The sequence below is a fragment of the Tessaracoccus yangjingae genome (genome assembly GCF_055326235.1).
The window spans coordinates 246,745-270,598 of record NZ_JBUZNN010000003.1 but is presented as its reverse complement, the minus strand read 5'-3'; the positions used below and the strand labels follow the sequence as shown (position 1 = coordinate 270,598).

The window sequence follows — 23,854 nt, the reverse complement described above, 5'->3', positions numbered from 1 at the left end:
CTCGACGGGGAGGACGCCCAATGACGCTCGCAGCTGAGGTCATCAAGAAGATGGCCCACCGCTCGGTCACGCTCGCCACGTGCGAATCCCTGACCGGCGGAGGCATCGGGGCGGCCATCACGAGCGTCCCGGGCGCCTCGGCCGTCTACCGCGGCGGCCTCATCACCTACGCGAGGGACCTCAAGAGCCGGCTCGCGGGCGTGGACCCCGAACTGATCAGCTCCGAGGGCGTGGTCAACGAGCTCACCGCCCTCCAGATGGCGGTGGGGGCCAAGTCCCGCTGCGATGCAGACTGGGCCGTGGCCACCACCGGTGTCGCCGGGCCGACGGAGGCCGACGGCGCCAAGGTGGGCACCGTGTGGTTCGCCGTCGTCGGCCCAAGAGTGGGCATGTCGCCGGCGCCCCAGTACACCGAGCTCAAGCAGTTCGACGGAGACCGCGAGGCCGTGCGGACGGCCGCGATCGAGCACGCCTTCGAGATGCTGCTGCGCGTCCTCTAGGTCCCGGCCTCCGGAGGGGGCACGTCCGTCGAGGACACTCGGGTGGTCGGCCCGTCCATAGATCCCAATGATCGGGAACAAACCCGCGGCCGGTGTGGTTGCACCCGGCGAGGACGGGCAATCCGCTCGCCAGTTGGGTAGGTAGTCGTGAAGACCATTCTGATTCGTAAGGTGATGGGTGAGACGCTCCGGGAGCTCCGGATGTCCGCCGGCATGACCCTGCGTGAGGTCTCGATGGCCAGCATGGTGTCGCTGGGCTACCTGTCCGAGATCGAGCGGGGCCACAAGGAGGCCTCCAGCGAGGTCCTGTTCGCCATCGCGTCGGCCCTGAACGTGTCGCTGTCGGAGCTCATGATCGGCATCAGCGGCAAGCTGGCGGTCCTCGAGGCTCAGCGCATGCCCAGGGTGGCGGTGGCCGCCTGAGCCACGGACTCAGCGGCTCGGTGGCCCGTCCACCACGTGCACGTCGACGCCCGCGTCGCGGATCCTCTGCAGTTCGCCTTCGGGGGCGCCGGCGTCCGTGACAAGCGCCTGGATCTCCGAGATGTCCGCCATCTTCGCGAGCGTGGTGTGGCCGATCTTGGTGGAGTCGACGGCCACGATCACGCGGCCGGCCCGCTCGATCATCGCGTAGTTGGTTCGGGCCTCGATCTCGTCATGGGTGGTGAGCCCGCCGGTGGCGCTGACCCCGTCGGCCCCCACCACCGCGGTGCCCACGTTGACCAGCTTCATGGTGGATTCGGCGAGTGAGCCCACCAGCTCCAGGGAACTCGGCCGGAGCACGCCGCCCGCGATGAGCACGCGCGCCTGGCCCAGCTCGGCGGCCTCCAGGCCGATGCTGATCGAGTTGGTGATGATGGTGAGGTCGTCGCGGTGGTGGAGCGCGCGTAACACCTCGGCCGTCGTCGTTCCGCCCGTGAGGCCGATCGCGTGCCGCCCCTGCGGAATCAGCCCCGCCACGGTGAGGGCGATCCGTCGCTTCGCGTCGTGGTTCCTGCCGTCGCGGAGCCTGACCGGCAGCTCGCGGCCCTTGACCGGCCTGGCGCCCCCGTGGGTGCGCTCGAGGAGGCCCTGCGCCGCCAGGACGGCCACATCGCGACGGATCGTGGCGGCTGAGGCGCCCAGAGTCTCTGCCAACTGGGACAGGGGAAGTGGTCCGTCCTCGCTCAACATCGCCAGCAGCGCGACCATGCGGTCCGAGCGCTTGTGAGAGGGCATTCCCGGGGCATTCATGTCGTGGGGCTCCTTCGCGCCGCGGACAGAAGTTGAGCAGAGTGCGCACTTCCGTGAGCGAGTCTAGCGGTCGTCGCTCAGGACCAGGGCCCCGCACGTGGCGCGATTTGATGTGAGCGTTTACGGTGGCGGGGTGCGCGAGGTGGAGCTGTGGCAGCGGATGGGCGAGGTGCTGCCCGGCGGTTATGCGACGGTCTGGGCGGATCAGGTGGTCCTCGCGGACCTCGGAGGGCGCACGGTGCGGGAGGCGCTGGGCGTGGGCCTGCCCTGCAAGCGCATCTGGCGGGCCGTGTGGCGCCAGCTCGAGTTGCCGGACGTGCTGCGTTGAGCGTGTCGCACGCATTAGAACGAGTGTTCGCCTAGACTCTGCGGCAAGGGTTTCTCCACAGGAGCCGGATCGCGTGAGAAAACGTCTGACCCGTTTCCTAGAGTGACACACGACACACCATCTGGCCGCTCGCGGTCCAGTCCTGAGAGGAACAGTTACATGGCCGTTGCGGACCGCACCAAGGCGCTGGAGGCAGCGCTCGCCCAGATCGAGAAGGCCCACGGCAAGGGCTCGGTGATGCGCCTGGGGGAGGACAACCGCCAACCCATCGACGTCATCCCCACTGGTTCGGTCGCGCTGGACGTGGCGCTCGGCATCGGCGGGCTGCCCCGCGGCCGGGTGGTCGAGGTCTTCGGCCCGGAGTCCAGCGGCAAGACCACCGTGGCGCTGCACGCCATCGCCAACGCCCAACGCGACGGTGGGATCTGCGCGTTCATCGACGCGGAGCACGCCCTGGATCCCGATTACGCCCAGAAGCTGGGCGTCAACACCGACGAGCTGCTCGTCTCGCAGCCGGACAACGGCGAGCAGGCCCTGGAGATCGCGGACACGCTGGTGCGCTCCGGGGCGCTGGCTCTCATCGTCATCGACTCGGTGGCCGCGCTCACCCCGCGCGCGGAGATCGAGGGTGAGATGGGTGACTCGCACGTCGGCCTCCAGGCCCGCCTGATGTCGCAGGCGCTCCGCAAGATGACGGGCGCCCTCAAGACCACCAACACCACCGCCATCTTCATCAACCAGCTCCGCGAGAAGATCGGCGTCATGTTCGGCTCCCCGGAGACCACCACCGGTGGCCGCGCGCTCAAGTTCTACTCCTCGGTCCGCCTGGACGTGCGGCGCATCGAGACGCTCAAGGACGGCACGGAGATGGTGGGCAACCGCACCCGCGTCAAGGTGGTCAAGAACAAGGTTGCCCCGCCCTTCAAGCAGGCCGAGTTCGACATCATCTACGGTCAGGGGATCTCCCGCGAGGGCAGCCTGATCGACATGGGCGTGGATGCCGGCATCATCCGCAAGGCGGGTGCCTGGTTCACCTACGAGTCGGATCAGCTTGGCCAGGGCAAGGAGAACGCCCGGAACTTCCTGCGGAACAACCCCGAGGTGGCCGCGGAGATCGAGCGGCGCATCCGCCTCCACCTCGGCGTGGACAAGGAGTCGGTGCCGGAGGGCGTGAACCCGGAGACCGGTGAAGTCGACTTCTGAGCCGCCGATGGAGCGGGCCGCCCAACTCGAGGTGGCCCGCACCATCGCGCTGGACCAGCTGGCCGCGCGCCAGCGGTCCGCGCATGAGCTGAGGGCCGCCATGGCCCGGCGGAACGTCCCGGCGGACGTGGCGGACGAGATCCTGGAGCGGTTCTCCGAGGTCGGGCTCATCGACGATGCCGCCTATGCCGCCGCGCTGGCCGCCTCCCGATCGGGCCCCGGGCTCCGCGGCCCGAGGCGGATCCGGCAGGAGATGCAGGCCAAGGGCATCGAGAAGGAGATCGCCGACGAGGCGCTCTCGAGCATCACCGTCGAGGACGAGCGGGAGGCCGCGCTGAACCTGGCGCGGCGTCGGATGCGAACGCTGTCGTCTCTCGATCCGGTGGTTGCCAGGAGGCGGCTCTACGGGGTGCTGGCCAGACGGGGCTTCGGGGGCGGGGTGGTGGCCTCCGTCGTCGAGGAGGTGTTCGGCGAGTTGGCCGAGTCAGACCCCTGGGGTGAGGTTTGATCGTGCCAACTGTTGAGTTTTCCACAGGGCAGGAATAGGCTCATAGCAAGGTTTTCGGACCCCGCATGAACCCTCGTCGGCGCAGCCGGCGGAACTGACTGACATTCCACGGTGGCCTCGGTCACCGCTTGACACCACACATGGCGGCGCTGGCGCCGCCATGCCTCGCCGTCCCCGTCGGACGGTTGTGTCGTCCTGCAGCCTGTGCGGTGCCTGTGAACCATCGGTTCTAGTGAAGGAGGCGCCGTGCGCGAGCTCGGTTGGATTGTGGCAGGCGTTCTCCTGGTCGGCGTGCTCGTTCTTCTGTGGTTCCAGTGGCGCTCGGCCGCGCAGTCCAAGACCGAGCGGGACTCCTGGGAGCGGCGCTCACGCGACGACATGGCGTCGATGCGTGAGTCGGCCCAGGTGGCTGCCAACTCCCTCCGCGAGGACGCGGAGCGGCTCCTCGCCCAGGCCCAGGAGCGGGCGCGCGAGGCCGCCGAGGACGTGGAGCGACGGCGTGCGGAGATGGAGGCCTCGCTCAATGCCCAGAGGGCCGAGCTCCGGGAGGTCAGGGCGGCCCAGGAGCGGAGGGAGTCGCGGCTCCATGAGCGCGAGGACCGTGTCGCCGCGGATGCCGAGGGTCTTGAGGCCCGCGCGCAGCGCATGGAGGCGCAGCGCGCGCAGTTGCGCGAGCAGCGGGAGCAGTTGCGCGAGGAGCGCGAACAGGTCAACGCGGAGATGGAGCGGGTCGCGGGTCTCTCGGTGGCCGAGGCGAAGGCGGAGGTCATCGCCGAAGCGGAGCGGCAGGCGAAGCTGACCGCCACGTCCCTGGCCCGCGACATCGAGGCCACCGCGAAGCGCGAGGCCGACAGGCTGGCCCGGGGCATCGTCGTCACCGCCATCCAGCGCGTGGCCTCCGAGCAGACCAGCGAGTCCGTGGTCTCGACGGTGGACCTTCCCAGCGACGACATGAAGGGGCGCATCATCGGCCGCGAGGGTCGCAACATCCGCGCCTTCGAGCAGATCACGGGCGTCAACGTCCTCATCGACGACACGCCCGAGTCGGTTCTGCTCAGCAGCTTCGACCCGGTTCGGCGTGAGACCGCGCGCCTCACGCTGACGGACCTGGTGGCCGACGGCCGCATCCACCCGGCGCGGATCGAGGAGGTGTTCGAGCGCAGCCAGCGACGCATCCACGAACGCATCGAGCGGGAGGCGGAGGACGCGCTGGCCGAGGTGGGCATCGTGGACCTCCACCCGGACCTCATCCCCGTCCTGGGCTCGCTGGCCTACCGCACCTCCTACGGCCAGAACGTGCTGCGCCACCTCGTGGAGTGTGCGCACCTCGCGGGCGTGATGGCGGCCGAGCTGGGGCTGGACGTGGCGGTGTGCAAGCGTGCCGCCTTCCTGCACGACATCGGCAAGGCGCTCACGCACGAGGTGGAGGGCCCGCACGCGCTGATCGGCGCGGACCTGCTCCGCAGGCACGGCGAGCACGAGGACATCGTGCACGCGGTGGAGGCGCACCACAACGAGGTGGAGCCGCACACGGTGGAGGCAGTGCTCACGCAGGCGGCGGACGCCATCTCGGGCTCCCGGCCCGGTGCCCGCCGGGAATCTCTCGAGGCCTACGTGGAGCGCATGGAGAACCTCGAGGGCATCGCCCTGGCGCACGACGGCGTGATGCGCGCCTACGCCATGCAGGCGGGCCGTGAGGTGCGGATCATGGTGGCGCCCGAGACGGTCGACGACGCGGGCGCGCACGCGCTCGCCCGCGACATCGCCTCCGAGGTGGAACGCAACCTGAGCTACCCGGGCCAGATCAGGATCACCGTGGTGCGCGAATCGCGCGCCACGGAGACCGCCCACTGACTCGGCTCAGCTGACCCGGAACCCCCACTCGGACCGGGACGAGGCGCCCGGCTCCAGCACGATGAGCCCGTCGTGGGTGGGGCCCTCGTTGAAGGCGTCCGGGCCACACGTCATCGGCTCCACGGCCAGCGCGATGCGGTCCGGATGGGTGAACACCTGGCCCCACGGCAGCGTCGCGTCGGCCCAGAGCGTGACCGTGCGGCCGCCGGTCTTCACGGACAGCTCCCACGGGCCGTCGACCCCAGCCAGAGCGGTGTCGAACTGCGTGTCGCCGATGGCCCGGGCCTGGCGGAAGTCGTGTTCCGGGGTGACGTCGGCCAGCTCGATGGGCAGGAGGCGCTCGGGGTCCACCAGAAGCTCCTTGGTGAACGGGAGCGTGAGCTCAGCCGTCGACACGTCGGCGGCAAGGTACGGGTGGGCACCGTAGCCGTAGGGCGCGCTTGCCTGGCCCACATTCGTCACCTCGACGGTGACCCTCAGCCCGTCGTCGGTGAGCCGATGCCCGATGGTGGCGTCGAGGACCGAGGTCCAGCCGCGCTGCGGGTAGTAGCGGGCGGTCAGGACCACCTCGTCGTCGGTGTGCCGCACGACGCTCCACGGCTTGCCCTCGTCGAGGCCGTGCAGCGCGGTGTGCCGCGGCACCTCCGTGATCGGCAGCTGATGGGTCACGCCGGCGAAGGTGTAGCGGCCGTCGCGGATGCGGTTGGGCCACGGGATGAGCTGGCGCCCCATCGATCCGGAGGGGGCCTCGTTCTCGGCGAACGTCCACAGCACCTCCTGGCCGTCCAGGGTCAGGCTGCGCAGCGTCGCGCCGACCTCCGTGACGACGGCGCCGTAGCGACCGTGCGAGATGTGGAACTGCTGGCCGGTGGGGTTGTTCTGCATGGGCGTGAGCCTACCGATCCCAGGGGATTCGGCGCCCCCCAGGTGGGCGATTAGCATGGTGGGACCATGGCAGACCCACGCACCTATCACGTCATCACCTACGGGTGCCAGATGAACGTCCACGACTCCGAGCGCATCAGCGGACTGCTCGAGGCGGCCGGGATGGCGCGCGCCGAGGCGTCGCCGGATCAGATGGGCGCAGGGGCCGACGTGGTGGTGTTCAACACGTGCGCGGTGCGCGAGAACGCGGACAACCGGCTCTACGGAAACCTGGGGCACATGGCCAGCGTGAAGGCCCGGCACCCGGGGCTGCAGATCGCCGTGGGTGGATGCATGGCCCAGAAGGACCGCGACCTGATCCTGCGGAAGGCCCCGTGGGTCGACGTGGTGTTCGGCACCCACAACGTGGGCGCGCTGCCCACCCTCCTCGAGCGCGCCCGGGTCGAGCGTGAGGCGCAGATCGAGATCAAGGAGGCCCTCGAGACCTTCCCGAGCAACCTGCCCAGCCGCCGGGAGTCGCCGTACTCGGCGTGGGTCTCGGTCTCGGTGGGCTGCAACAACACCTGCACCTTCTGCATCGTGCCCGCCCTCCGGGGCAAGGAGGCGGACCGCCGCCCCGGCGACATCCTCGCCGAGATCGAGATGCTCGTGGCGCAGGGCGTGCAGGAGATCACCCTGCTGGGGCAGAACGTCAACGCCTACGGCGTCGAGTTCGGCGATCGGAAGGCGTTCGCCAAGCTGCTCCGGGCCTGCGGAGGCATCGACGGCCTGGAGCGGGTGCGGTTCACCTCGCCCCATCCCAAGGACTTCACCGACGACGTGATCGACGCCATGGCCGAGACCCACAACGTCATGCCCCAGCTGCACATGCCGCTGCAGTCCGGCTCCGATGCGGTGTTGAAGGCCATGCGCCGCTCGTACCGCTCCGACCGGTTCCTCGGCATCCTCGACCGGGTCCGTGAGGCCATGCCCGAGGCCGCCATCACCACCGACATCATCGTCGGGTTCCCGGGGGAGACCGAGGCGGACTTCGAGGCCACCATGGAGGTGGTCAGGCGGGCGAGGTTCTCGGCCGCCTACACCTTCCAGTACTCGATCCGTCCCGGCACGCCCGCCGCCACCATGCCCCACCAGGTCCCCAAGGCCGTCACCCAGGCGCGTTACGAGCGCCTGGCGGACCTGGTCAACGACCTGGCGTGGGAGGAGAACCGGGCGTTCGCAGGCCGGGACGTCGAGGTGATGTTCGCCACCGGCGAGGGGCGCAAGGATGCGGAGACCAATCGGATGAGCGGCCGCGCCCGCGACAACCGCCTGGTGCACGTGGCCGTGCCGTCGGACCCGGCGCTCCGGCCGCGACCGGGGGACATCGCCACCGTGAGGGTCACCCATGCGGCGCCCCACCATCTCAACTCCGACGAGCCTCCCCGGGAGCTGCGTCGGACCAGGGGCGGAGATGCGTGGGAGGCCGCCACCGCCTCACCCAAGCCGGTCGGGGTGGGGTTGGGGATGCCCGTGATCGGACAGCCGGCGCCCCTCGAGGTGAGCGCCGGCTGCGCCTGACAGCGGTTCAGGCCTGGGCCGGCGGTTCCTGGTCCCCGGTCACGTTGTCCAGTTGGTCGTTGGCGAAGTCCTGCGCCTGATCGACCTGGGCGGCGTACTGGCCGCCGGTCTTCTCGTCGACGAAATCGCCGGCCTTGTCGATCGCGGCCTCGATCTGCTCCTCGTGCTGCTTGGCGAGGTCTCCGATGTTGTCGAACAGTCCCATGGCGGGTTCCTTTCCTTGGTGGTGCCTCAAGGATGACGTGTCCAGGGGTGCATCCGCAGCGATTGGGGGTGGCAGACTGGCGAGGTGCCCCTGCCTCTGATCGTCCTCGTCGGACCGACGGCGACGGGCAAGTCCCGCCTCGCCGTCGACCTGGCCCTCGCGCTGGCCGCCTCCGGCCGCCCGGCGGAGATCGTCAACGCTGACTCCATGCTCGTCTACCGGGGGATGGACATCGGCACCGCGAAACCCACCGAGGAGGAGCGCGCCGGGGTGCCGCACCACCTCATCGACATCGCCGAGGTGACCGAGAAGGCGTCCGTGGCGGACTTCCAGGCCTCGGCGCGCGCGGTGATTGCTGGGCTTCGGGAGCGCGGCGTGATCCCGATCATGGTGGGCGGATCGCCCCTGTACACCCGCGCCATCGTCGATCACTTCGACTTCCCGGGCTCCGACGCCGACGTGAGGGCCAGGTGGGAGGCCGAGCTCGAGGCGGTGGGGCCCCATGAGCTGCACCGTCGGCTGGCCGAGATCTCCCCCGAGTCGGCGGCCAAGATCGAGCCCGGCAACGGCCGGCGCACGGTGCGCGCGCTGGAGGTGGCCGAGCTGACCGGGGGGCATCGCCCCCACCTGCCCGAGTGGACCTACGAGTTGGCTGACGTGCACCAGTTCGGGCTGAACCTCGAGCGGGAGGCCCTCGACGCGCGCATCGACCAGCGCGTCGACGACATGTGGCGATCCGGCCTGGTCGACGAGGTGCGACGTCTCCTGGACCACGGCCTGCGCGACGGGGTGACCGCCGTGCGCGCCATCGGATACCGGCAGGTGGTGGACCACCTCGACGGACTCATCACCTCTGACCAGGCGAGGGAGGTGGTCAAGGCCGCCACCCGTCGGTTCTTCCGCAGGCAGCTGGGCTGGTACCGGCGTGACCCGCGCATCACGTGGCTGGACGCAACGGCCCCAGACAACGTCGCGGTGGTGCTCTCGGCGCTAGGATTGGCCCACCAGGCGGGAGGGGGTCACGGTGCGGCGATTTAGCTTCCACAAGGGCCACGGCACGAAGAACGACTTCATCATCCTCGACGACTCCTACGGCATGCACGACATGCATCCGCAGTTCATCCAGGTGGTGTGCGACAGGCGCTCCGGCATCGGAGCCGACGGCGTCATCAGGGTGGTCCGCGCGGGCAGCATGCGCGAGTGGCAGGGCGAGCCCAACCTGTGGTTCATGGACTACTACAACGCCGACGGGTCGGTGGCCGAGATGTGCGGCAACGGGCTGCGCGTCTTCGCCAGGCACCTGATCAACGAGCAGCTCGTGGAGTCGGGGTCGTTCGACGTGGCCACCCGCGCGGGGGTCAAGCATGTGGAGGTCGCCCGCCACGGGCTCATCAGCACCGACATCGGCAGGGCCACCCTCGTCGACGAGGCGGTCACCGTCCGGCAGGGCGAGCGCACATGGCCCGCGGTGAAGGTGGACGTGGGCAACCCCCACGCGGTGGTCTTCGTCGAGCGGGGGGTCCTGGACGAGCTCGAGCTGCATCATGCCCCCGTCTGGGAGCCCGCGGCGGCCTATCCCGACGGCGTCAACGTCGAGTTCATCCACATCGAGACCCCGGGGCGGCTCCGGATGCGGGTGCACGAGCGCGGGGTGGGGGAGACCATGAGCTGCGGCACCGGGGTGGTCGCTGCGGCCGCCGCCTACCGCGCGCGGACCGGCTTCGAGGGCCCCATCGTGGTCAACGTGCCGGGGGGTGAGCTGTCCGTGGATCTCACGGGGGACGACGCGCGGCTGACCGGGCCCGCCGTCATCGTGGGTCGCGGCGAGTTCTGGATCTGACCGGCACCTCGGCCCCGTGGGTTATCCACAGGGGAGAGAGGGCGGCTTGGTTCGGTGCCCACCGGCTGGGACAATGGCCGGACGATGACTGAACACTCACTTGACCAGCAACTGGACCTCGACGCCGAGGTCGAGACGGATTTCGACGGGGAGCAGGAAGAGCTTGCGGCCCGGCATTCGCTGCGCCGCGTGGCGGGCATGCGCACCGAGCTCGAGGACGTCACCGAGGTCGAGTACCGGCAGCTCCGCCTCGAGCGCGTGGTGCTGGTCAGCGTGTGGACCTCCGGCTCCCAGGAGGACGCGGACAACGCCATGGCCGAGCTCACGCTGCTGGCGGAGACCGCCGGCTCCGAGGTGCTCGATTCGCTCGTGCAGCGGCGCACCCACCCGGACCCGGCCACATTCATCGGCCGCGGCAAGGTCGACGAGCTGCTCGAGGTGGTCCGCGCCACGGGGGCGGACACCGTGATCTGCGACGGGGAGCTGGAGCCCGCTCAGCTGCGCAACCTCGAGGACCGGGTGAAGGTCAAGGTGGTTGACCGCACCGCGCTGATCCTTGACATCTTCGCCCAGCACGCCAAGAGCGCCGAGGGCAAGGCCCAGGTGGAGTTGGCGCAGCTGCAGTACCTCAAGCAGCGGCTGCGCGGCTGGGGCGGCAACCTGTCACGCCAGGCCGGCGGCCGTGCCGCCGGAGGCGCGGGCATCGGCGGCCGCGGCCCCGGCGAGACCAAGATCGAGACTGACCGTCGCCGCATCCGCACGCGGATCTCCATCCTGCGGCGCAAGCTCCGCGAGATGGACGCCACCCGCGAGGGCAAGCGGGCGGAGCGTCGCCGCAACCAGGTGCCGTCGGTGGCCATCGTCGGCTACACCAACGCCGGCAAGTCCTCCCTGCTCAACCGCCTCACCGGCGCTGGGGTCCTCGTCGAGGACGCCCTCTTCGCCACCCTGGATCCCACCACCAGGCGCACCGAGACTGCCGACGGCCGGGTGTACACCCTCACCGACACCGTCGGCTTCGTCCGACACCTCCCGCACGACCTGGTCGAGGCCTTCCGCTCCACCCTCGAGGAGTCGGCGCAGGCGGACCTACTCCTCCACGTCGTCGACGCGTCGGACCCGGACCCGGAGGGGCAGATCGCCGCGGTCCGTACGGTGCTGGGGGAGATCGGCGCCCTCCAGGTGCCCGAGCTGCTGGTCCTCAACAAGGCGGACGCGGCGGACGAGGCCACCATCCTCGCCCTGCGCGCCAACCACCCTGATGCGCTCGTGGTCTCGGCGCGCACCGGTCGGGGCATGGACGAGCTGCGTGCTGTCGTCGACGAGCGGCTCCCGCGGCCGGAGGTCGCCTTGACGGTGCTCGTGCCCTACGAGCGCGGAGACCTCGTGGACAAGGTGCACAAGACGGCGGTCATCGACTCTCTGGAGCACACCGGCGAGGGCACGCTGATCACGGCACGGGTCCGCGGGGACCTGGCGGACGAGCTGGCGGCCTTCGTCCGTGACTGACCACTCCCGCATCCTGGCGGCGGCCGTCGGTGAGATCCACGGGCAGGCCCGGCCAGGTCAACAGGCGATGGCGGACGCGGTGGCGGATGCTCTGGAGAGCGGCGTGCACCTGCTCGTCCAGGCCGGCACGGGCACCGGCAAGTCACTCGGGTACCTGGCCCCGGCGCTGGGCCGGTGCGTGGACACCGACCAGCGCCTCGTCGTGGCCACGGCCACCCTGGCGCTCCAGGCCCAGCTGGCCACCAAGGACATCCCCACCGCGTTGGACGCCGTCGAGGAGGTCACCGGCACGCGCCCCAAGGCCGCCATCCTCAAGGGCCGCACGAACTACGCCTGCCTCTACCGGGCGCGCTCGGGCGGCCGGCCGGAGCAGGACTCGCTGGTGGGCAGCACCGCCCTCGCCGAGGCGGCCTCGCCGTCGGACGACGTGTCCAAGCTCGGCATCGAGGTGCTGGCCCTGCGTGAGTGGATCGAGGAGGAGGCGCAGCGGAAGGGCCTGGCGGACCGTGACGACGCCCCCTCCCACACCGCCCGAGGATGGGCACAGGTCTCCATCCCCACCCGAGAGTGCCTGGGCGTGGCCACCTGCCCGTTCGGCGCCGAGTGCTTCGTCGAGGCGTCGCGTGAAGAGGCGCGCAGCGCTCAGCTGGTGGTGACCAACCACGCGCTGCTGGCCATCAACGCGATGCACGGCGGCACCGCCCTGCCGGAGCACGCGGCGGTGATCATCGACGAGGCGCACGAGCTGGTGAGCCGCATCACCACCGCCGCCACCGACGAGCTCACCCCCGGCGTGGTCGAGCGCACGGCGCGACGCGCCCTGCCCTGGCTCGACGACGATCTTGGCGTGGACTTCCTGGACCAGGCCGACGTGCTGCGCGAGGCGCTCGCGGAATCGGAGCTCACGCGGATCACCGCCGGCTCCGCTCCCCTGCCCTACGCGGCCGCCCAGCTCCGCGACGTGGCCCGGAGGGTGGTCAGCGCGCTCGGGAAGGTCACCGACGACGCTGAGCGGCTGCAGGCATCCGCGGCGGTCAAGGAGATCTTCGACGTCGCCGAGCGGATCGCGAAGCTGTCCGAGGCGGACGTGGTGTGGGTCACCGAATCCGACATCCTCGGCCGCGCCGCCTACGTGGCGCCGCTCAACGTGGCCGGACTGCTGCGCAACCAGGTGTTCGCGGAGACCACCACGGTGTTGACCTCGGCCACGCTCGAGCTCGGCGGCTCCTTCGAGGCTGCGGCCAGCTCGATGGGGTTGAACTACAACGACAGGCTCACCGACGACGCAGACCCCCCCGACGAGTTCGCCTGGCGCGGCGTGGACGTGGGCTCGCCGTTCGACTACAAGCGCCAGGGCATCCTGTACGTGGCGAAGAGGCTTCCGCCACCGGGCCGCGACGGCATGAACGAGGCCACGTTGGCCGAGATCGCGCAGCTGATGTGGGCGGCGGGCGGCCGCACGCTCGGGCTGTTCTCGTCGCGTCGCGCCGCAGAGCAGGCCGCCGAGTACTGCAGGCGCGAGCTCCCGGACCTGGCGCTGCTGTGCCAGGGCGACGCACAGCTCTCCGAGCTCACCCGCACCTTCGTCGCAGATCCTGGCACCTCGCTGTTCGGCACCATGTCGCTGTGGCAGGGCGTCGACGTGCCGGGCGAGACCTGCCAGCTCGTCATCATCGACAAGATCCCCTTCCCGCGCCCGGACGATCCGCTGATGAAGGCGCGCAAGAAGGCCGTCGACGACGCCGGGGGCAACGGATTCATGCGCGTGGCCGCCTCACACGCCGCGCTGCTCCTGGCCCAGGGGTCCGGCAGGCTGATCCGTCGGATGGAGGACAGGGGCGTGGTGGCCGTGCTGGACCCCAGGCTGGTCACCAAGCGGTACGGCGACTACCTGCAGTCCTCGCTGCCGGGATTCTGGATGACCACCGACGGGGACGTCGCGGTGCAGGCGCTGCGACGCCTCCGAGGCGCTGAATAGCAGCCGGCTAGCGGTCTCCTAGAGCCTCCGCAGGACCGCGACCACCTTGCCCATGATGGTGGCGTGCGTGCCGTCGATGGGGGAGTAGTCCTGGTTGTGCGGCAAGAGCCACACCTGGCCGTCCTTGCGCTTGAACGTCTTGACCGTTGCCTCGTCGTCGAGGAGGGCGGCCACGATGTCGCCGTTGTGGGCGTCGGGCTGCTGGCGCACCACCACCCAGTCGCCGTCGCAGATGGCCGCGTCGATCATGGAGTCCCCGCGTACCTCGAGGAGGAACACCTGGCCGTCTCCCACGAGCTGCTTGGGGAGGGCGAACACGTCCTCCACCTGCTCCTGGGCGAGGATGGGGCCGCCGGCCGCGATCCGGCCGAGCAGGGGCGCGGTGACCGAGCGGGGGGTGGCGTCGAAGCTCTGGGTGGAGTCCATCTCGGCCTCGCCGGGCATGGTCACCACCACGGCCCGGGGGCGGTGCGGATCCCGGCGGAGGAACCCCTTCTCCTCCAGCACCTTCAGCTGGTACGTGACGCTCGACGTCGAGGCGAGGCCCGCCCGCTGGGCCACCTCGCGGATGCTCGGGGGATAGCCGACCTCCTCGATGGACTGCTGCACGACGCGCAGGATGGCCAGCTGCCGGGTGGTGAGGCCGTATGAGTTCTCGGGGCCGTCCGGGAAGGACGCGATGTTGCCGAACTCGGCCTCGATGGATGCGTTCGTGGGGCGGCCCCGCTTGGGGCGTTTCGTCTCATCAGCCATGAGCACAGCCTACTGCGGCCGCGAACGTGTGTTCTAAATGCGGCCGGTGTGTCGCGCATGCCGCAGAAACTGTCAGTGGTCGGCGATGGACTGTGCAGGTCGCCACGAAGAGGCGCCCGGCTAGAACGGGTGTTTCATTCGGGCGGCGGATCCGCTAGAGTTCATATCGAACAGACGTTCTACGAGGAGTGAGGTTGCCATGACCGCCACCAGCACGGTTCGCTTCCAGGTTGTCGACGCGGGCGCGCGTCGGGTCGTCACCGCCGCGCCGTCAGGCCGCTCCGCGCAGGTCGGCCCGCAGGCCCACCCCGCCAGGCCCGTCGCTCCGGGGAGGGTAGGCGTCGTCGCCTCCTGCCAGGTGTCGCGGCCGGCACGCGTGTCTCCGCTGCTGGCGGTGAAGGTCGCGGCGGTGGGCCTGCTGGCCGCGGTCGGTGTCGCGGTCACGGGCGCCCAGTTCCTCAGCATGGCCCAGCCGGACCCGGCCGTCCGCTACGTCGCCGGGGATCCCGCCTGGGCGCACGTCTCGCCCTGAATCCCGCGGATTCCGGCTGGATCCATGGGCGTTTCGCCCTTGCCTCTGCGCCAGGCCGCGCCTAGGCTGTCCCTATATCTAGTAGTTGCAGCGGTGTCATTTCCCTACAAGTTGTGGTCTCGGCCATAGCGTGGCAAGGTTGGCCCTCCGCTGTCGCCCAGGGAAGGTCCGCCGGTCATGCACTGCCCGTTCTGCCGCAACGCCGACACCAAGGTGTCGGATTCGCGCGCGGCAGACGACGGTTCGGCCATCCGGCGGAGGCGGTTCTGCCCCGTCTGCGAGCGCAAGTTCACCACCGTCGAGCAGATCGTACTGACCGTGGTGAAGCGTTCCGGCGTGGTCGAGTCGTTCTCCCGGGACAAGGTCATCAAGGGCGTGTCCAAGGCCTGCAAGGGGCGGCCGGTGACGGCTGCACAGCTGGCCGCGCTCGCCCAGCGCGTCGAGGAGTCACTGCGCTCGTCGGGCCAGGCGGAGATCCCGGCCGAGCAGATCGGTGTGGCCATCCTCGGCCCGCTCGAGGAACTGGACTCCGTGGCCTACCTGCGCTTCGCCAGCGTGTACAAGAACTACGACTCAGTGGACGACTTCCAACGCGAGATCGACCTGCTCCGGCTCAGCGCCTCGGAGAAGGAACTCCGCGCGGGCGCGGTCCCCATCGAAGTCGCGTCGGCGCAGCAGCCGCTCATCAGTTGACACACATTCAGCAGCATCACCCAGCACACCAGGAAGATCGAGGGGAAGAACTATGACCACGACAGCAGCAGCACGCGCCACGCGAACGAAGGGGTCCGCGCAGGGCAAGGGGCTCGTCATCGAGCGCGTGTTCACCAAGCAGGGTGTCCACCCGTACGACGAGGTGGAGTGGGACCGCCGCGACGTGGTGCAGACCAACTGGCGCACCGGAGAGACGGTCTTCGAGCAGCGCGGCGTCGAGTTCCCCTCGTCCTGGAGCGTGAACGCGTCCACCATCGTCACCACCAAGTACTTCCGCGGCGCCCTGGGCACCCCGCAGCGTGAAGACAGCCTGCGCACCCTCATCGACAGGGTGGTGAAGACCTACGCCAAGGCCGGGCGGGACTACGCCTACTTCGCCTCCGACGAGGACGCCGAGATCTTCGAGCACGAGCTCACCTGGATGCTGCTCAACCAGTACTTCTCGTTCAACTCCCCGGTCTGGTTCAACGTCGGCACCCCCTCGCCGCAGCAGGTCAGCGCCTGCTTCATCCTCAGCGTCGACGACTCGATGGACTCGATCCTCAACTGGTACAAGGAGGAGGGCTTCATCTTCAAGGGCGGCTCCGGCGCAGGGCTCAACCTGTCTCGCATCCGCTCGTCGAAGGAGCTGCTCAGCTCGGGCGGGACGGCCTCCGGGCCCGTGTCCTTCATGCGTGGGGCGGACGCGTCGGCCGGCACCATCAAGTCAGGCGGCGCCACCCGGCGTGCGGCGAAGATGGTGGTGCTGGACGTCGACCACCCCGACATCGAGGAGTTCGTCCAGACCAAGGCGCGCGAGGAGGACAAGATCCGCGCCCTCCGCGACGCCGGCTTCGACATGGACCTCGGCGGCAAGGACATCACCTCGGTCCAGTACCAGAACGCCAACAACTCCGTGCGGGTCACCGACGAGTTCATGAACGCCGTCGAGGCCGGAACCAGCTTCGGCCTGCGCTCGCGCACCGACGGTTCGGTCATCGAGGAGGTGGACGCCAAGGACCTGTTCCGCAAGATCGCCACGGCGGCCTGGGAGTGTGCGGACCCCGGCATCCAGTACCACGATCACATCAACGACTGGCACACCAACCCGGTCACCGGCCCCATCACCGCGTCGAACCCGTGCTCGGAGTACATGAGCCTCGACAACTCGTCGTGCAACCTGGCCTCGCTGAACCTGCTCAAGTTCCTCAAGGCCGACGGCACCTTCGACGCCGAGCTCTTCGTCAAGGCGGTGGAGCTCATCATCACGGCGATGGACATCTCCATCTGTTTCGCGGACTTCCCCACCGAGCCCATCGGCGAGACCACCCGCAACTTCCGCCAGCTGGGCATCGGGTACGCCAACCTCGGCGCGCTGCTCATGGCGATGGGCAAGGGCTACGACACCGACGGCGGGCGCTCGACCGCCGCGGCGATCACGTCGATCATGACCGGCACGTCCTACCGTCGCTCGGCCGAACTGGCCGCCGTCGTCGGCCCGTACAACGGCTACGCGCTCAACGCGGAGGCGCACCAGCGCGTGATGCGCAAGCACCAGGCCGCCAACGACGACCTGCGCGTCCTTGCGGACGACCGGGCGCTGCACACCGTCGCCACCCGTGAGTGGGACCGGGTGGTCACGCTGGGTGCCAAGAACGGCTTCCGCAACGCGCAGGCCTCCGTGCTGGCGCCCACCGGCACCATCGGCTTCATGATGGACTGCGACACCACCGGGGTGGAGCCGGACTTCTCGCTGGTGAAGTTCAAGAAGCTCGTCGGCGGCGGGTCCATGCAGATCGTCAACCAGACCATCCCGCGTGCCCTGAAGCGCCTGGGCTACAGCTCCGAGGAGATCGACGGCATCGTCGAGTTCATCGGCGCCAACGGCCACGTGATCGGCGCCCCCGGCCTCGCCGCGGAGCACTACGAGGTGTTCGACACGGCGATGGGCGCGCGCTCCATCAAGCCGATGGGCCACGTGCGGATGATGGCGGCGGTCCAGCCGTTCCTCTCGGGCGCCATCTCCAAGACGGTGAACCTGCCCGAGACGGCCACGGTCGAGGAGATCGAGGACGTCTACCTCCAGGGCTGGAAGCTGGGTCTGAAGGCGCTCGCGGTCTACCGCGACAACTGCAAGGTGGGCCAGCCGCTCTCCGACGGCAAGAAGGAGACCAAGGAGGAGAAGAAGGCCGAGCCCGAGGTCCGCATCGAGTACCGCCCCAAGCGCCAGCGCCTGCCGAAGTCGCGCGCGTCGCGGACCACCAGCTTCGCGGTAAGCGGCGCCGAGGGGTACATGACCTCCAGCGCCTACCAGGACGGCCGCATCGGTGAGGTGTTCCTCAAGCTCGGCAAGCAGGGTTCAACCCTGGCCGGCGTCATGGACGCCTTCTCGATCGCGGTGTCGATCGGCCTCCAGTACGGCGTGCCGCTGGAGAGCTTCGTACAGAAGTTCACCAACCTGAAGTTCGAGCCCGCCGGCATGACCGACGACCCGGACATCCGGATCGCGCAGTCCTTCATGGACTACATCTTCCGTCGCCTCGCGCTGGACTACCTCAGCTTCGACGACCGCGCCGAGCTGGGCATCTACACGGCCTCGGAGCGTGCCCGCTACGTCGAGACCGGCTCCTACCTCTCCGAGGAGGACGAGGCCGCGATGCCGGAGGCGGTGTCGCTCCGCAACGACGCCGGGGACAACTTCAAGGTGGACGGCGCCCGCCAGCCCTCCCTGATCGACGCCCCGTCGCCCTCGGACTTCAGCACCGCGCACACCACGGCGGAGCTCATGGAGTCGCTGACCGGCCGCGAGGTGGACGCGCCCCTGTGCATGACGTGCGGCACGAAGATGCGGCCCAGCGGCTCGTGCTACGTGTGCGAGGGCTGCGGTTCCACCAGCGGCTGCAGCTGACCAGCTGCGCACCGCGCGGCAACGCTCCGTGACGAGGGGGCGCGCACCTTCTGGGTGTGCGCCCCCTCGCGGCGTTCCTTGCGTCGACCGGCACAATGGGCATGCAGGAGAGCAGCCCGAATCGATGAGGAGCCGAAGATGATCTCAGTGCGCACCGCCGAACGCCTGGCGGAGTCGGGGATCTCGTGGCGGCCGGGCGAGGGGGACCGGTTCGTCGTCCGGGCCACCGACCTGGAGAACGAGGTCTTCACCCTCGCCAACATGGTCGTCGAGGCCCGGGAACACTCCACGGGGACCCTGCTCGCGTTCAATGGCACCACCGAGTGGGCGCTGGACTCAGTGCCGGCGGACAAGGCGCTGTGGCTGCCACGGGAGGACCAGCTGCGGGACCTGCTCGGCGGCACGTTCCGGTCGTTGGGCCGCTCGACGACGGGGGAGTACGCCGTCGTGATCGAGATCCCGGGCCAGCCGGCGCGCTCCTTCATCGACGATGACCCCGCGGAGGCCTACGCGGCCGCGTTGCTCGCCCTGGTCGAGGCGACCCGCTGAGCGCTCCCGCTAGAGGGAGTAGGCGAGGACGTACGCGTCGTTGATGGCGTCGCCCACCTTGCGTGGCGAGACGCAGTCCCCGACCGGGTGCACCTTCGGCCCCAGTGCGGCGAGCGCCAGCGGTAGCGAGGTCGCGGGCCGCACGCCGAAGGCGGTGACGACGGTGTCGCATGACAGCAGCACCTCACCCTCCGGCCCGCTCGCCACTACGCCCTCGTCGGTGACCTCGCTCACGGTGTGCCCGGTGAGTACGCGGACGCCGTACTCATCCAGGGAACGGAGGAGCGAGACCCGGTTGAGGAACAACATGTCCCGGGCGATCTCGTCGACCATCTCCACCAGCGTGACCTCGTGACCGTCCTCCGCGAGTTCGAGGGCGAGGTCCGCCCCGGAGAGCCCGCCACCGCACACCACGACCCGCCGGCCCGGCCGGCCGCCCGTGTGGGCCTCGATGACCTCCATGACATTCGGCTTCCCGATGCCTGGGATCGGAGGGACGAGCGGCGACGAGCCCGTGGCCACGATCACCTCGTCTGCCTCCGAGAGCTCCGGCGAGTCCGGGCCGATCTCGTGGCTGAGGTGCACGGTCACGTTGGCCAGGGGGGCGAGTTCGCCGGCCCACCAGTCGATCATCTTGCGCAGCTCGCGCTTGAAGTCCGGCGTGGCAGCCGGGAAGAGCACGCCCCCGAGGTGGTCCGCCTTCTCATAGACGTCGACGGTGTGGCCACGCAGCCCTGCCACGCGGGCCGCCTCCAACCCGGCGGGCCCTGCGCCGACGATCGCGATCCGCCGTGGCGTGTCTGTGCGCGTGATGCGCCACTCGTGCTCGTGACTGACCTCGGGGTTGACGGCGCAGCCGAGTGCCTTGCCGTTGAACGCGTTGCCGGTGCACAGCTGGTTGCAGCGGATGCAGGGGCGGATACGCGACTCCTCGCCGGCCTTGATCTTCACGATGATGTCCGGGTCTGCGATGAGTCCTCGTCCGATGCCGATCATGTCCGCCACGCCACGAGCCAGCAGTTCCTCGCCGTTCGCCGGGGTGATGTTGCCGCACGCCGCGACCGGGATGCCCACGTGGGGCTTGACCGACTCCGCCGCGCTGACCATGCAGTTGTCGCCGAGGTAGTAGGGCGGGAAGACGTAGTCCATCGCCTCGTAGGACCCGTCGTCGCAGATGAGGAGGTCGACCCCGGCGCGTTCCAGTTCCTGCACGATCGGGATGGTCTCCTCGGCGGTGCGGCCGCCCGGGAACCGGTGGTTGACGGAGATCCGGAAGCTCACGGGCAGCCCCGGCGCGTTCTCCTTCACCGCGGCGATGGCTTCCGCGGCGAACCGGCAGCGGTTCTCCACCGAGCCCCCGTACTCGTCGGTGCGGCGGTTCCAGCATGAACTCATGAACTGGTCCACCAGATAGCCGGTGTGGCCGTGGATGTCGATCATGTCCGCACCTGCCTCGAAGGCGCGGCGGGCGGCCCGGCCGGTGTCGGCGATGATCGTCGCGATCTCCTCGACCGTCAGCGGTGAACAGATGACGGAGGGGTCGAAGAACCAGGTGTTGTCCGACGAGGAGCGAGGCTCCATGTCCAGGCTCTGGCAGTACTGGTTGTTGCGGCCGAGGCCCATCGTCAGTTGGAGGGCAAGCTTCCCGCCGGCGGCATGCACAGCGTCGGCGATGGCCTTGATGCCCGCCGTGTGCTCGTCGGTGTCGATGCGGGCCAGGCCTGGCGCGATCGGGTCGAAGGTGCCGGAGACGAAGTTGATGCCCGTCATGACCAGCCCTGTCCCGCCCTTGGCGCGCGCTGCGTAGTAGGCGGCCTCGGCCGGCGTCGACTTCCCGTCGTGCGTGCCGAGTTCGGTGCCCATCGGTGTGAGCAGCAAGCGGTTGTCGAGGGTCAGGCTGCCGATCGTGATGGGTGACAGCAGGTGAGCGAAGTTCGTCATCGAAGCCTTCTTCCGGTGTCGCGGCCGACTGAACCCACGTTAGTTCGTGACAAAGTCGTCGCCTTGTCCGGGGTCGGGTCCTCGCGGGCGCAGTGTCCGCCTCAACCCCGACATGGCCGGGGAATAGGCTGGGCACGTGATTCCTCCCGTGATCGACCTTGACTGGCTCGCGGCGCATCCCGACGCGATCGTCGCCGACGTGCGGCACTACCTCGATGGGCGCTCAGGCCGCGACGCCTACGCCGCCGGGCACATCCCGGGGGCGGTGTTCGTGCCCATGGACGACGTGCTGGCAGACCCGCCGTCGCCGCACCGGGGGCGGCACCCGCTGCCGGACCCGGCCACCTTCGCAGAGGGGCTGAGCCACCTCGGCATCGGGGGCCGCGACACCGTCGTGGCCTACGACGACGCGGGCGGGGCCATGGCGGGACGCCTGGTCTGGCTGCTGCGCATCCTCGGCCACGACGCCGCCCTCCTCGACGGCGGGCTCCAGGCCTGGGAGGGCGACCTCAGCACCGACACGCCGCGACCCCTCCGCGCCGAGTTCCCGGTCACCTCCTGGCCCGACGCCGCCCTCGCCGACATCGACGACGCCGCCGCCGGCGCGTTCGTGATCGACGCGCGCGGCGCGGAGCGGTTCCGGGGCGAGACGGAGCCGATCGACCCCAAGGCCGGCCACATTCCGGGCGCCCGCAACTTCCCGATGACCGGCAACCTCACCGACGACTGCCGATTCAGAACCCCCGATGAGCTCCGGGAACGGTTCGCCGACGTCGACGACGCCTCCCAGGTCATCTCCTACTGCGGGTCCGGGATCACCGCCTGCCACAACCTCATCGCGATGGAGCACGCCGGCCTGGGCCGGGGTCGGCTGTACTCGGGCTCGTGGAGCCAGTACAGCCACACCTCGCGCCCGGTCGCGACGGGGGAGTAAGGCAAGGACGGGCGCCCCGCGGCGTAAGACGGCCACCCCCGGGGCAGGACCTGCCGGGTATCCTGAGCGGATACGTCCACGCCCTTGGAGGATCCCCATGCCGGCACTCCGGTCCCGCACCACCACCCACGGCCGCAACATGGCGGGCGCGCGCGCCCTCTGGCGCGCCACGGGAATCACGGACTCGGACTGGGGCAAGCCGATCGTGGCCGTGGCCAACTCCTTCACCCAGTTCGTGCCCGGCCACGTCCACCTCCGCGACATGGGCAAACTCGTCTCGGAGTCCATCGCCGAGGCGGGCGGCGTCGGCCGGGAGTTCAACACCATCGCCGTCGACGACGGCATCGCCATGGGCCACGGGGGCATGCTCTACTCGCTGCCCAGCCGCGAGCTCATCGCCGACTCCGTCGAGTTCATGGCCAACGCGCACTGCGCGGACGCGCTGGTGTGCATCTCCAACTGCGACAAGATCACCCCCGGGATGTTCCTCGCGGCCCTGCGGCTCAACATCCCGGCCGTGTTCGTCTCCGGCGGGCCCATGGAGGCGGGCAAGGCAGTGGTCCACGACGACGGCGTGGTGAAGTCGCTTGACCTGGTCGACGCCATGGTCTCGGCCGTGGACCCCAACGTCACCGACGACGAGCTCAGCCGCATCGAGGAGAACGCCTGCCCCACCTGCGGATCGTGCTCCGGCATGTTCACCGCCAACTCGATGAACTGCCTGCTTGAGGCCGTCGGCCTCGCGCTCCCCGGCAACGGGTCGACGCTGGCCACCGCGTCGGCGCGCAAGGGCCTCTTCCAGGAGGCCGGGCGCCTCGTCGTCGAGCTGTGCCGGCGCTGGTACGACGAGGAGGACGCTTCCGTCCTGCCCCTGTCCATCGCCACCAAGGCCGCGTTCTCCAACGCCATGAAGCTCGACGTGGCCATGGGCGGATCCACCAACACCGTGCTGCACCTGCTCGCCGCCGCGCAGGAGGCGGGGGTCGACTTCACCATGGCCGACATCGACGCCATCTCCCGGGTGACCCCCTGCCTCGCGAAGGTGGCTCCCAACTCGGCGAAGTACTACATGGAGGACGTGCACCGCGCCGGCGGCGTGCCCGCCATCCTCGGCGAGCTGTACCGCGGCGGCAAGCTCGACGACACCGTCACCACCGTGCACTCGCGCACCATGAGGGAGTGGCTGGAGGGCTGGGACATCCGCAGCGGCAAGGCCCGGCCTGAGGCCATCGAGCTGTTCCACGCCGCCCCGGGAGGCGTGCGCACGACCGAGGCCTTCTCGTCGACGAACCGCTGGGAGAGCCTCGACACCGACGCCGAGGGCGGCTGCATCCGGTCTGTGGAGCACCCCTACACCGTCGACGGCGGCCTCGCGGTCCTCACCGGCAACCTCGCGCCCGACGGCGCCATCGTCAAGACCGCCGGCGTGCCGGAGGACCAGTGGGAGTTCACGGGCAGGGCCGTCGTCACCGAGTCCCAGGACGACGCGGTGGAGGCCATCCTGGGCAAGCGGATCCAGCCGGGCGACATCGTGATCGTCCGCTACGAGGGCCCCAAGGGCGGGCCCGGCATGCAGGAGATGCTGTACCCCACGTCCTACCTCAAGGCGCTCGGCCTCGGCCCCAAGTGCGCGCTCATCACCGACGGCCGGTTCTCGGGTGGCTCGTCGGGCCTCTCCATCGGCCATGTCTCGCCGGAGGCGGCCTCGGGCGGCGCCATCGGGTTGATCGAGGACGGCGACACGATCACCATCTCCATCCCCGACCGCTCGCTGACCCTCAACGTGGACGAGGACACCCTCGCCGCCCGGCGGTCCGCCCAGGACGCCGCAGGCTGGGCGCCGAAGTCCCGCGAGCGTGAGGTCTCCACGGCGTTGAAGATCTTCGGGATGCTGGCGCAGTCCGCGGACAAGGGCGCGGCCCGCAAGCTGGCGTGAGTGTC

At 69.8% G+C, this 23,854-nt stretch carries 22 protein-coding genes; 17 read left to right on the top strand and 5 right to left on the bottom strand.

Features of this window, described 5'->3' with window-relative positions; all coding sequences use genetic code 11:
* Positions 1-20: 20 nt before the first annotated feature.
* Both ACZK5D_RS06515 and ACZK5D_RS06510 read left to right on the top strand, forming a co-directional pair.
* Positions 21-500, top strand: a complete 480-nt coding sequence (locus ACZK5D_RS06515; RefSeq protein WP_458993752.1) for a CinA family protein — start codon at positions 21-23, stop codon at positions 498-500.
* Positions 501-647: 147 nt separating this feature from the next.
* Positions 648-923 (top strand): helix-turn-helix domain-containing protein, encoded by a 276-nt coding sequence (locus tag ACZK5D_RS06510; protein WP_458993753.1) that lies wholly within the window; start codon positions 648-650, stop codon positions 921-923.
* Between the two features lie 9 nt (positions 924-932).
* Here ACZK5D_RS06510 and ACZK5D_RS06505 read toward each other — a convergent pair whose 3' ends face one another.
* Positions 933-1,691 (bottom strand): DeoR/GlpR family DNA-binding transcription regulator, encoded by a 759-nt coding sequence (locus ACZK5D_RS06505; RefSeq protein ID WP_458996521.1) that lies wholly within the window; start codon positions 1,689-1,691, stop codon positions 933-935.
* Positions 1,692-1,845: 154 nt separating this feature from the next.
* On the opposite strand from ACZK5D_RS06505, the gene ACZK5D_RS06500 reads away from it, so the two are divergent.
* The 4 genes from ACZK5D_RS06500 (at position 1,846) to rny (ending at position 5,626) form a co-directional block, all read left to right on the top strand.
* A complete protein-coding gene (locus ACZK5D_RS06500; protein ID WP_463664692.1) occupies positions 1,846-2,061 on the top strand; it encodes a DUF3046 domain-containing protein in 216 nt (71 codons plus the stop codon).
* 159 nt (positions 2,062-2,220) lie between these two features.
* Entirely contained in the window at positions 2,221-3,264 is a 1,044-nt protein-coding gene (gene recA / locus ACZK5D_RS06495; protein ID WP_458993754.1) for a recombinase RecA, read from the top strand.
* Positions 3,248-3,772, top strand: a complete 525-nt coding sequence (locus tag ACZK5D_RS06490) for a regulatory protein RecX (RefSeq protein WP_458993755.1) — start codon at positions 3,248-3,250, stop codon at positions 3,770-3,772. Before recA ends, ACZK5D_RS06490 begins: the two co-directional genes overlap by 17 nt.
* A gap of 246 nt (positions 3,773-4,018) precedes the next feature.
* On the top strand, positions 4,019-5,626 hold the full coding sequence (gene rny / locus ACZK5D_RS06485) for a ribonuclease Y (protein WP_463664691.1): 1,608 nt from the start codon (positions 4,019-4,021) through the stop codon (positions 5,624-5,626).
* A gap of 6 nt (positions 5,627-5,632) precedes the next feature.
* Here rny and ACZK5D_RS06480 read toward each other — a convergent pair whose 3' ends face one another.
* Entirely contained in the window at positions 5,633-6,511 is an 879-nt protein-coding gene (locus ACZK5D_RS06480; protein ID WP_458993757.1) for an aldose 1-epimerase family protein, read from the bottom strand.
* A gap of 66 nt (positions 6,512-6,577) precedes the next feature.
* On the opposite strand from ACZK5D_RS06480, the gene miaB reads away from it, so the two are divergent.
* Positions 6,578-8,071, top strand: a complete 1,494-nt coding sequence (gene miaB, locus ACZK5D_RS06475; protein ID WP_463664690.1) for a tRNA (N6-isopentenyl adenosine(37)-C2)-methylthiotransferase MiaB — start codon at positions 6,578-6,580, stop codon at positions 8,069-8,071.
* Positions 8,072-8,078: 7 nt separating this feature from the next.
* Here miaB and ACZK5D_RS06470 read toward each other — a convergent pair whose 3' ends face one another.
* On the bottom strand, positions 8,079-8,276 hold the full coding sequence (locus ACZK5D_RS06470) for an antitoxin (RefSeq protein WP_458993759.1): 198 nt from the start codon (positions 8,274-8,276) through the stop codon (positions 8,079-8,081).
* 84 nt (positions 8,277-8,360) lie between these two features.
* Between ACZK5D_RS06470 and miaA the strand changes: the two genes are divergently transcribed.
* The 4 genes from miaA (at position 8,361) to ACZK5D_RS06450 (ending at position 13,603) form a co-directional block, all read left to right on the top strand.
* Complete coding sequence (gene miaA, locus ACZK5D_RS06465; RefSeq protein WP_463664689.1) at positions 8,361-9,314, top strand: tRNA (adenosine(37)-N6)-dimethylallyltransferase MiaA; 954 nt, start codon at positions 8,361-8,363, stop codon at positions 9,312-9,314.
* Positions 9,301-10,116 carry a diaminopimelate epimerase gene (dapF, locus tag ACZK5D_RS06460; RefSeq protein WP_463664688.1) on the top strand — a complete coding sequence of 272 codons (816 nt, stop codon included), beginning with the start codon at positions 9,301-9,303 and terminating at the stop codon, positions 10,114-10,116. Before miaA ends, dapF begins: the two co-directional genes overlap by 14 nt.
* An 84-nt stretch (positions 10,117-10,200) precedes the next feature.
* Entirely contained in the window at positions 10,201-11,625 is a 1,425-nt protein-coding gene (gene hflX / locus ACZK5D_RS06455; protein ID WP_463664687.1) for a GTPase HflX, read from the top strand.
* 67 nt (positions 11,626-11,692) lie between these two features.
* Positions 11,693-13,603, top strand: a complete 1,911-nt coding sequence (locus ACZK5D_RS06450) for an ATP-dependent DNA helicase (protein ID WP_463664790.1) — start codon at positions 11,693-11,695, stop codon at positions 13,601-13,603.
* A gap of 18 nt (positions 13,604-13,621) precedes the next feature.
* Here the strand turns inward: ACZK5D_RS06450 and lexA are convergent, their stop codons facing one another.
* The gene (gene lexA / locus ACZK5D_RS06445; RefSeq protein WP_463664686.1) at positions 13,622-14,356 is read right to left on the bottom strand and encodes a transcriptional repressor LexA; all 735 of its coding nucleotides are present in this window, start codon (positions 14,354-14,356) and stop codon (positions 13,622-13,624) included.
* A 199-nt stretch (positions 14,357-14,555) separates the two neighbouring features.
* On the opposite strand from lexA, the gene ACZK5D_RS06440 reads away from it, so the two are divergent.
* From ACZK5D_RS06440 to ACZK5D_RS06425, 4 genes are all read left to right on the top strand, one after another.
* Positions 14,556-14,888, top strand: coding sequence for a hypothetical protein (locus ACZK5D_RS06440; protein WP_463664685.1), 333 nt, complete (start codon positions 14,556-14,558; stop codon positions 14,886-14,888).
* 177 nt (positions 14,889-15,065) lie between these two features.
* Positions 15,066-15,581: a transcriptional regulator NrdR gene (gene nrdR / locus ACZK5D_RS06435; RefSeq protein WP_458993765.1), complete on the top strand. Its 516-nt coding sequence runs from the start codon at positions 15,066-15,068 to the stop codon at positions 15,579-15,581.
* A gap of 52 nt (positions 15,582-15,633) precedes the next feature.
* Positions 15,634-18,489 carry a vitamin B12-dependent ribonucleotide reductase gene (locus tag ACZK5D_RS06430; RefSeq protein ID WP_463664684.1) on the top strand — a complete coding sequence of 952 codons (2,856 nt, stop codon included), beginning with the start codon at positions 15,634-15,636 and terminating at the stop codon, positions 18,487-18,489.
* Positions 18,490-18,627: 138 nt separating this feature from the next.
* Positions 18,628-19,038 (top strand): pilus assembly protein CpaE, encoded by a 411-nt coding sequence (locus ACZK5D_RS06425; protein WP_458993767.1) that lies wholly within the window; start codon positions 18,628-18,630, stop codon positions 19,036-19,038.
* Between the two features lie 9 nt (positions 19,039-19,047).
* Here the strand turns inward: ACZK5D_RS06425 and ACZK5D_RS06420 are convergent, their stop codons facing one another.
* A complete protein-coding gene (locus ACZK5D_RS06420) occupies positions 19,048-20,979 on the bottom strand; it encodes an oxidoreductase (RefSeq protein ID WP_463664683.1) in 1,932 nt (643 codons plus the stop codon).
* Between the two features lie 136 nt (positions 20,980-21,115).
* Between ACZK5D_RS06420 and ACZK5D_RS06415 the strand changes: the two genes are divergently transcribed.
* Together ACZK5D_RS06415 and ilvD are read left to right on the top strand one after the other, a co-directional pair.
* Positions 21,116-21,913, top strand: a complete 798-nt coding sequence (locus ACZK5D_RS06415) for a sulfurtransferase (protein WP_463664682.1) — start codon at positions 21,116-21,118, stop codon at positions 21,911-21,913.
* 97 nt (positions 21,914-22,010) lie between these two features.
* The gene (ilvD, locus tag ACZK5D_RS06410; protein WP_463664681.1) at positions 22,011-23,849 is read left to right on the top strand and encodes a dihydroxy-acid dehydratase; all 1,839 of its coding nucleotides are present in this window, start codon (positions 22,011-22,013) and stop codon (positions 23,847-23,849) included.
* Positions 23,850-23,854 lie beyond the last annotated feature (5 nt).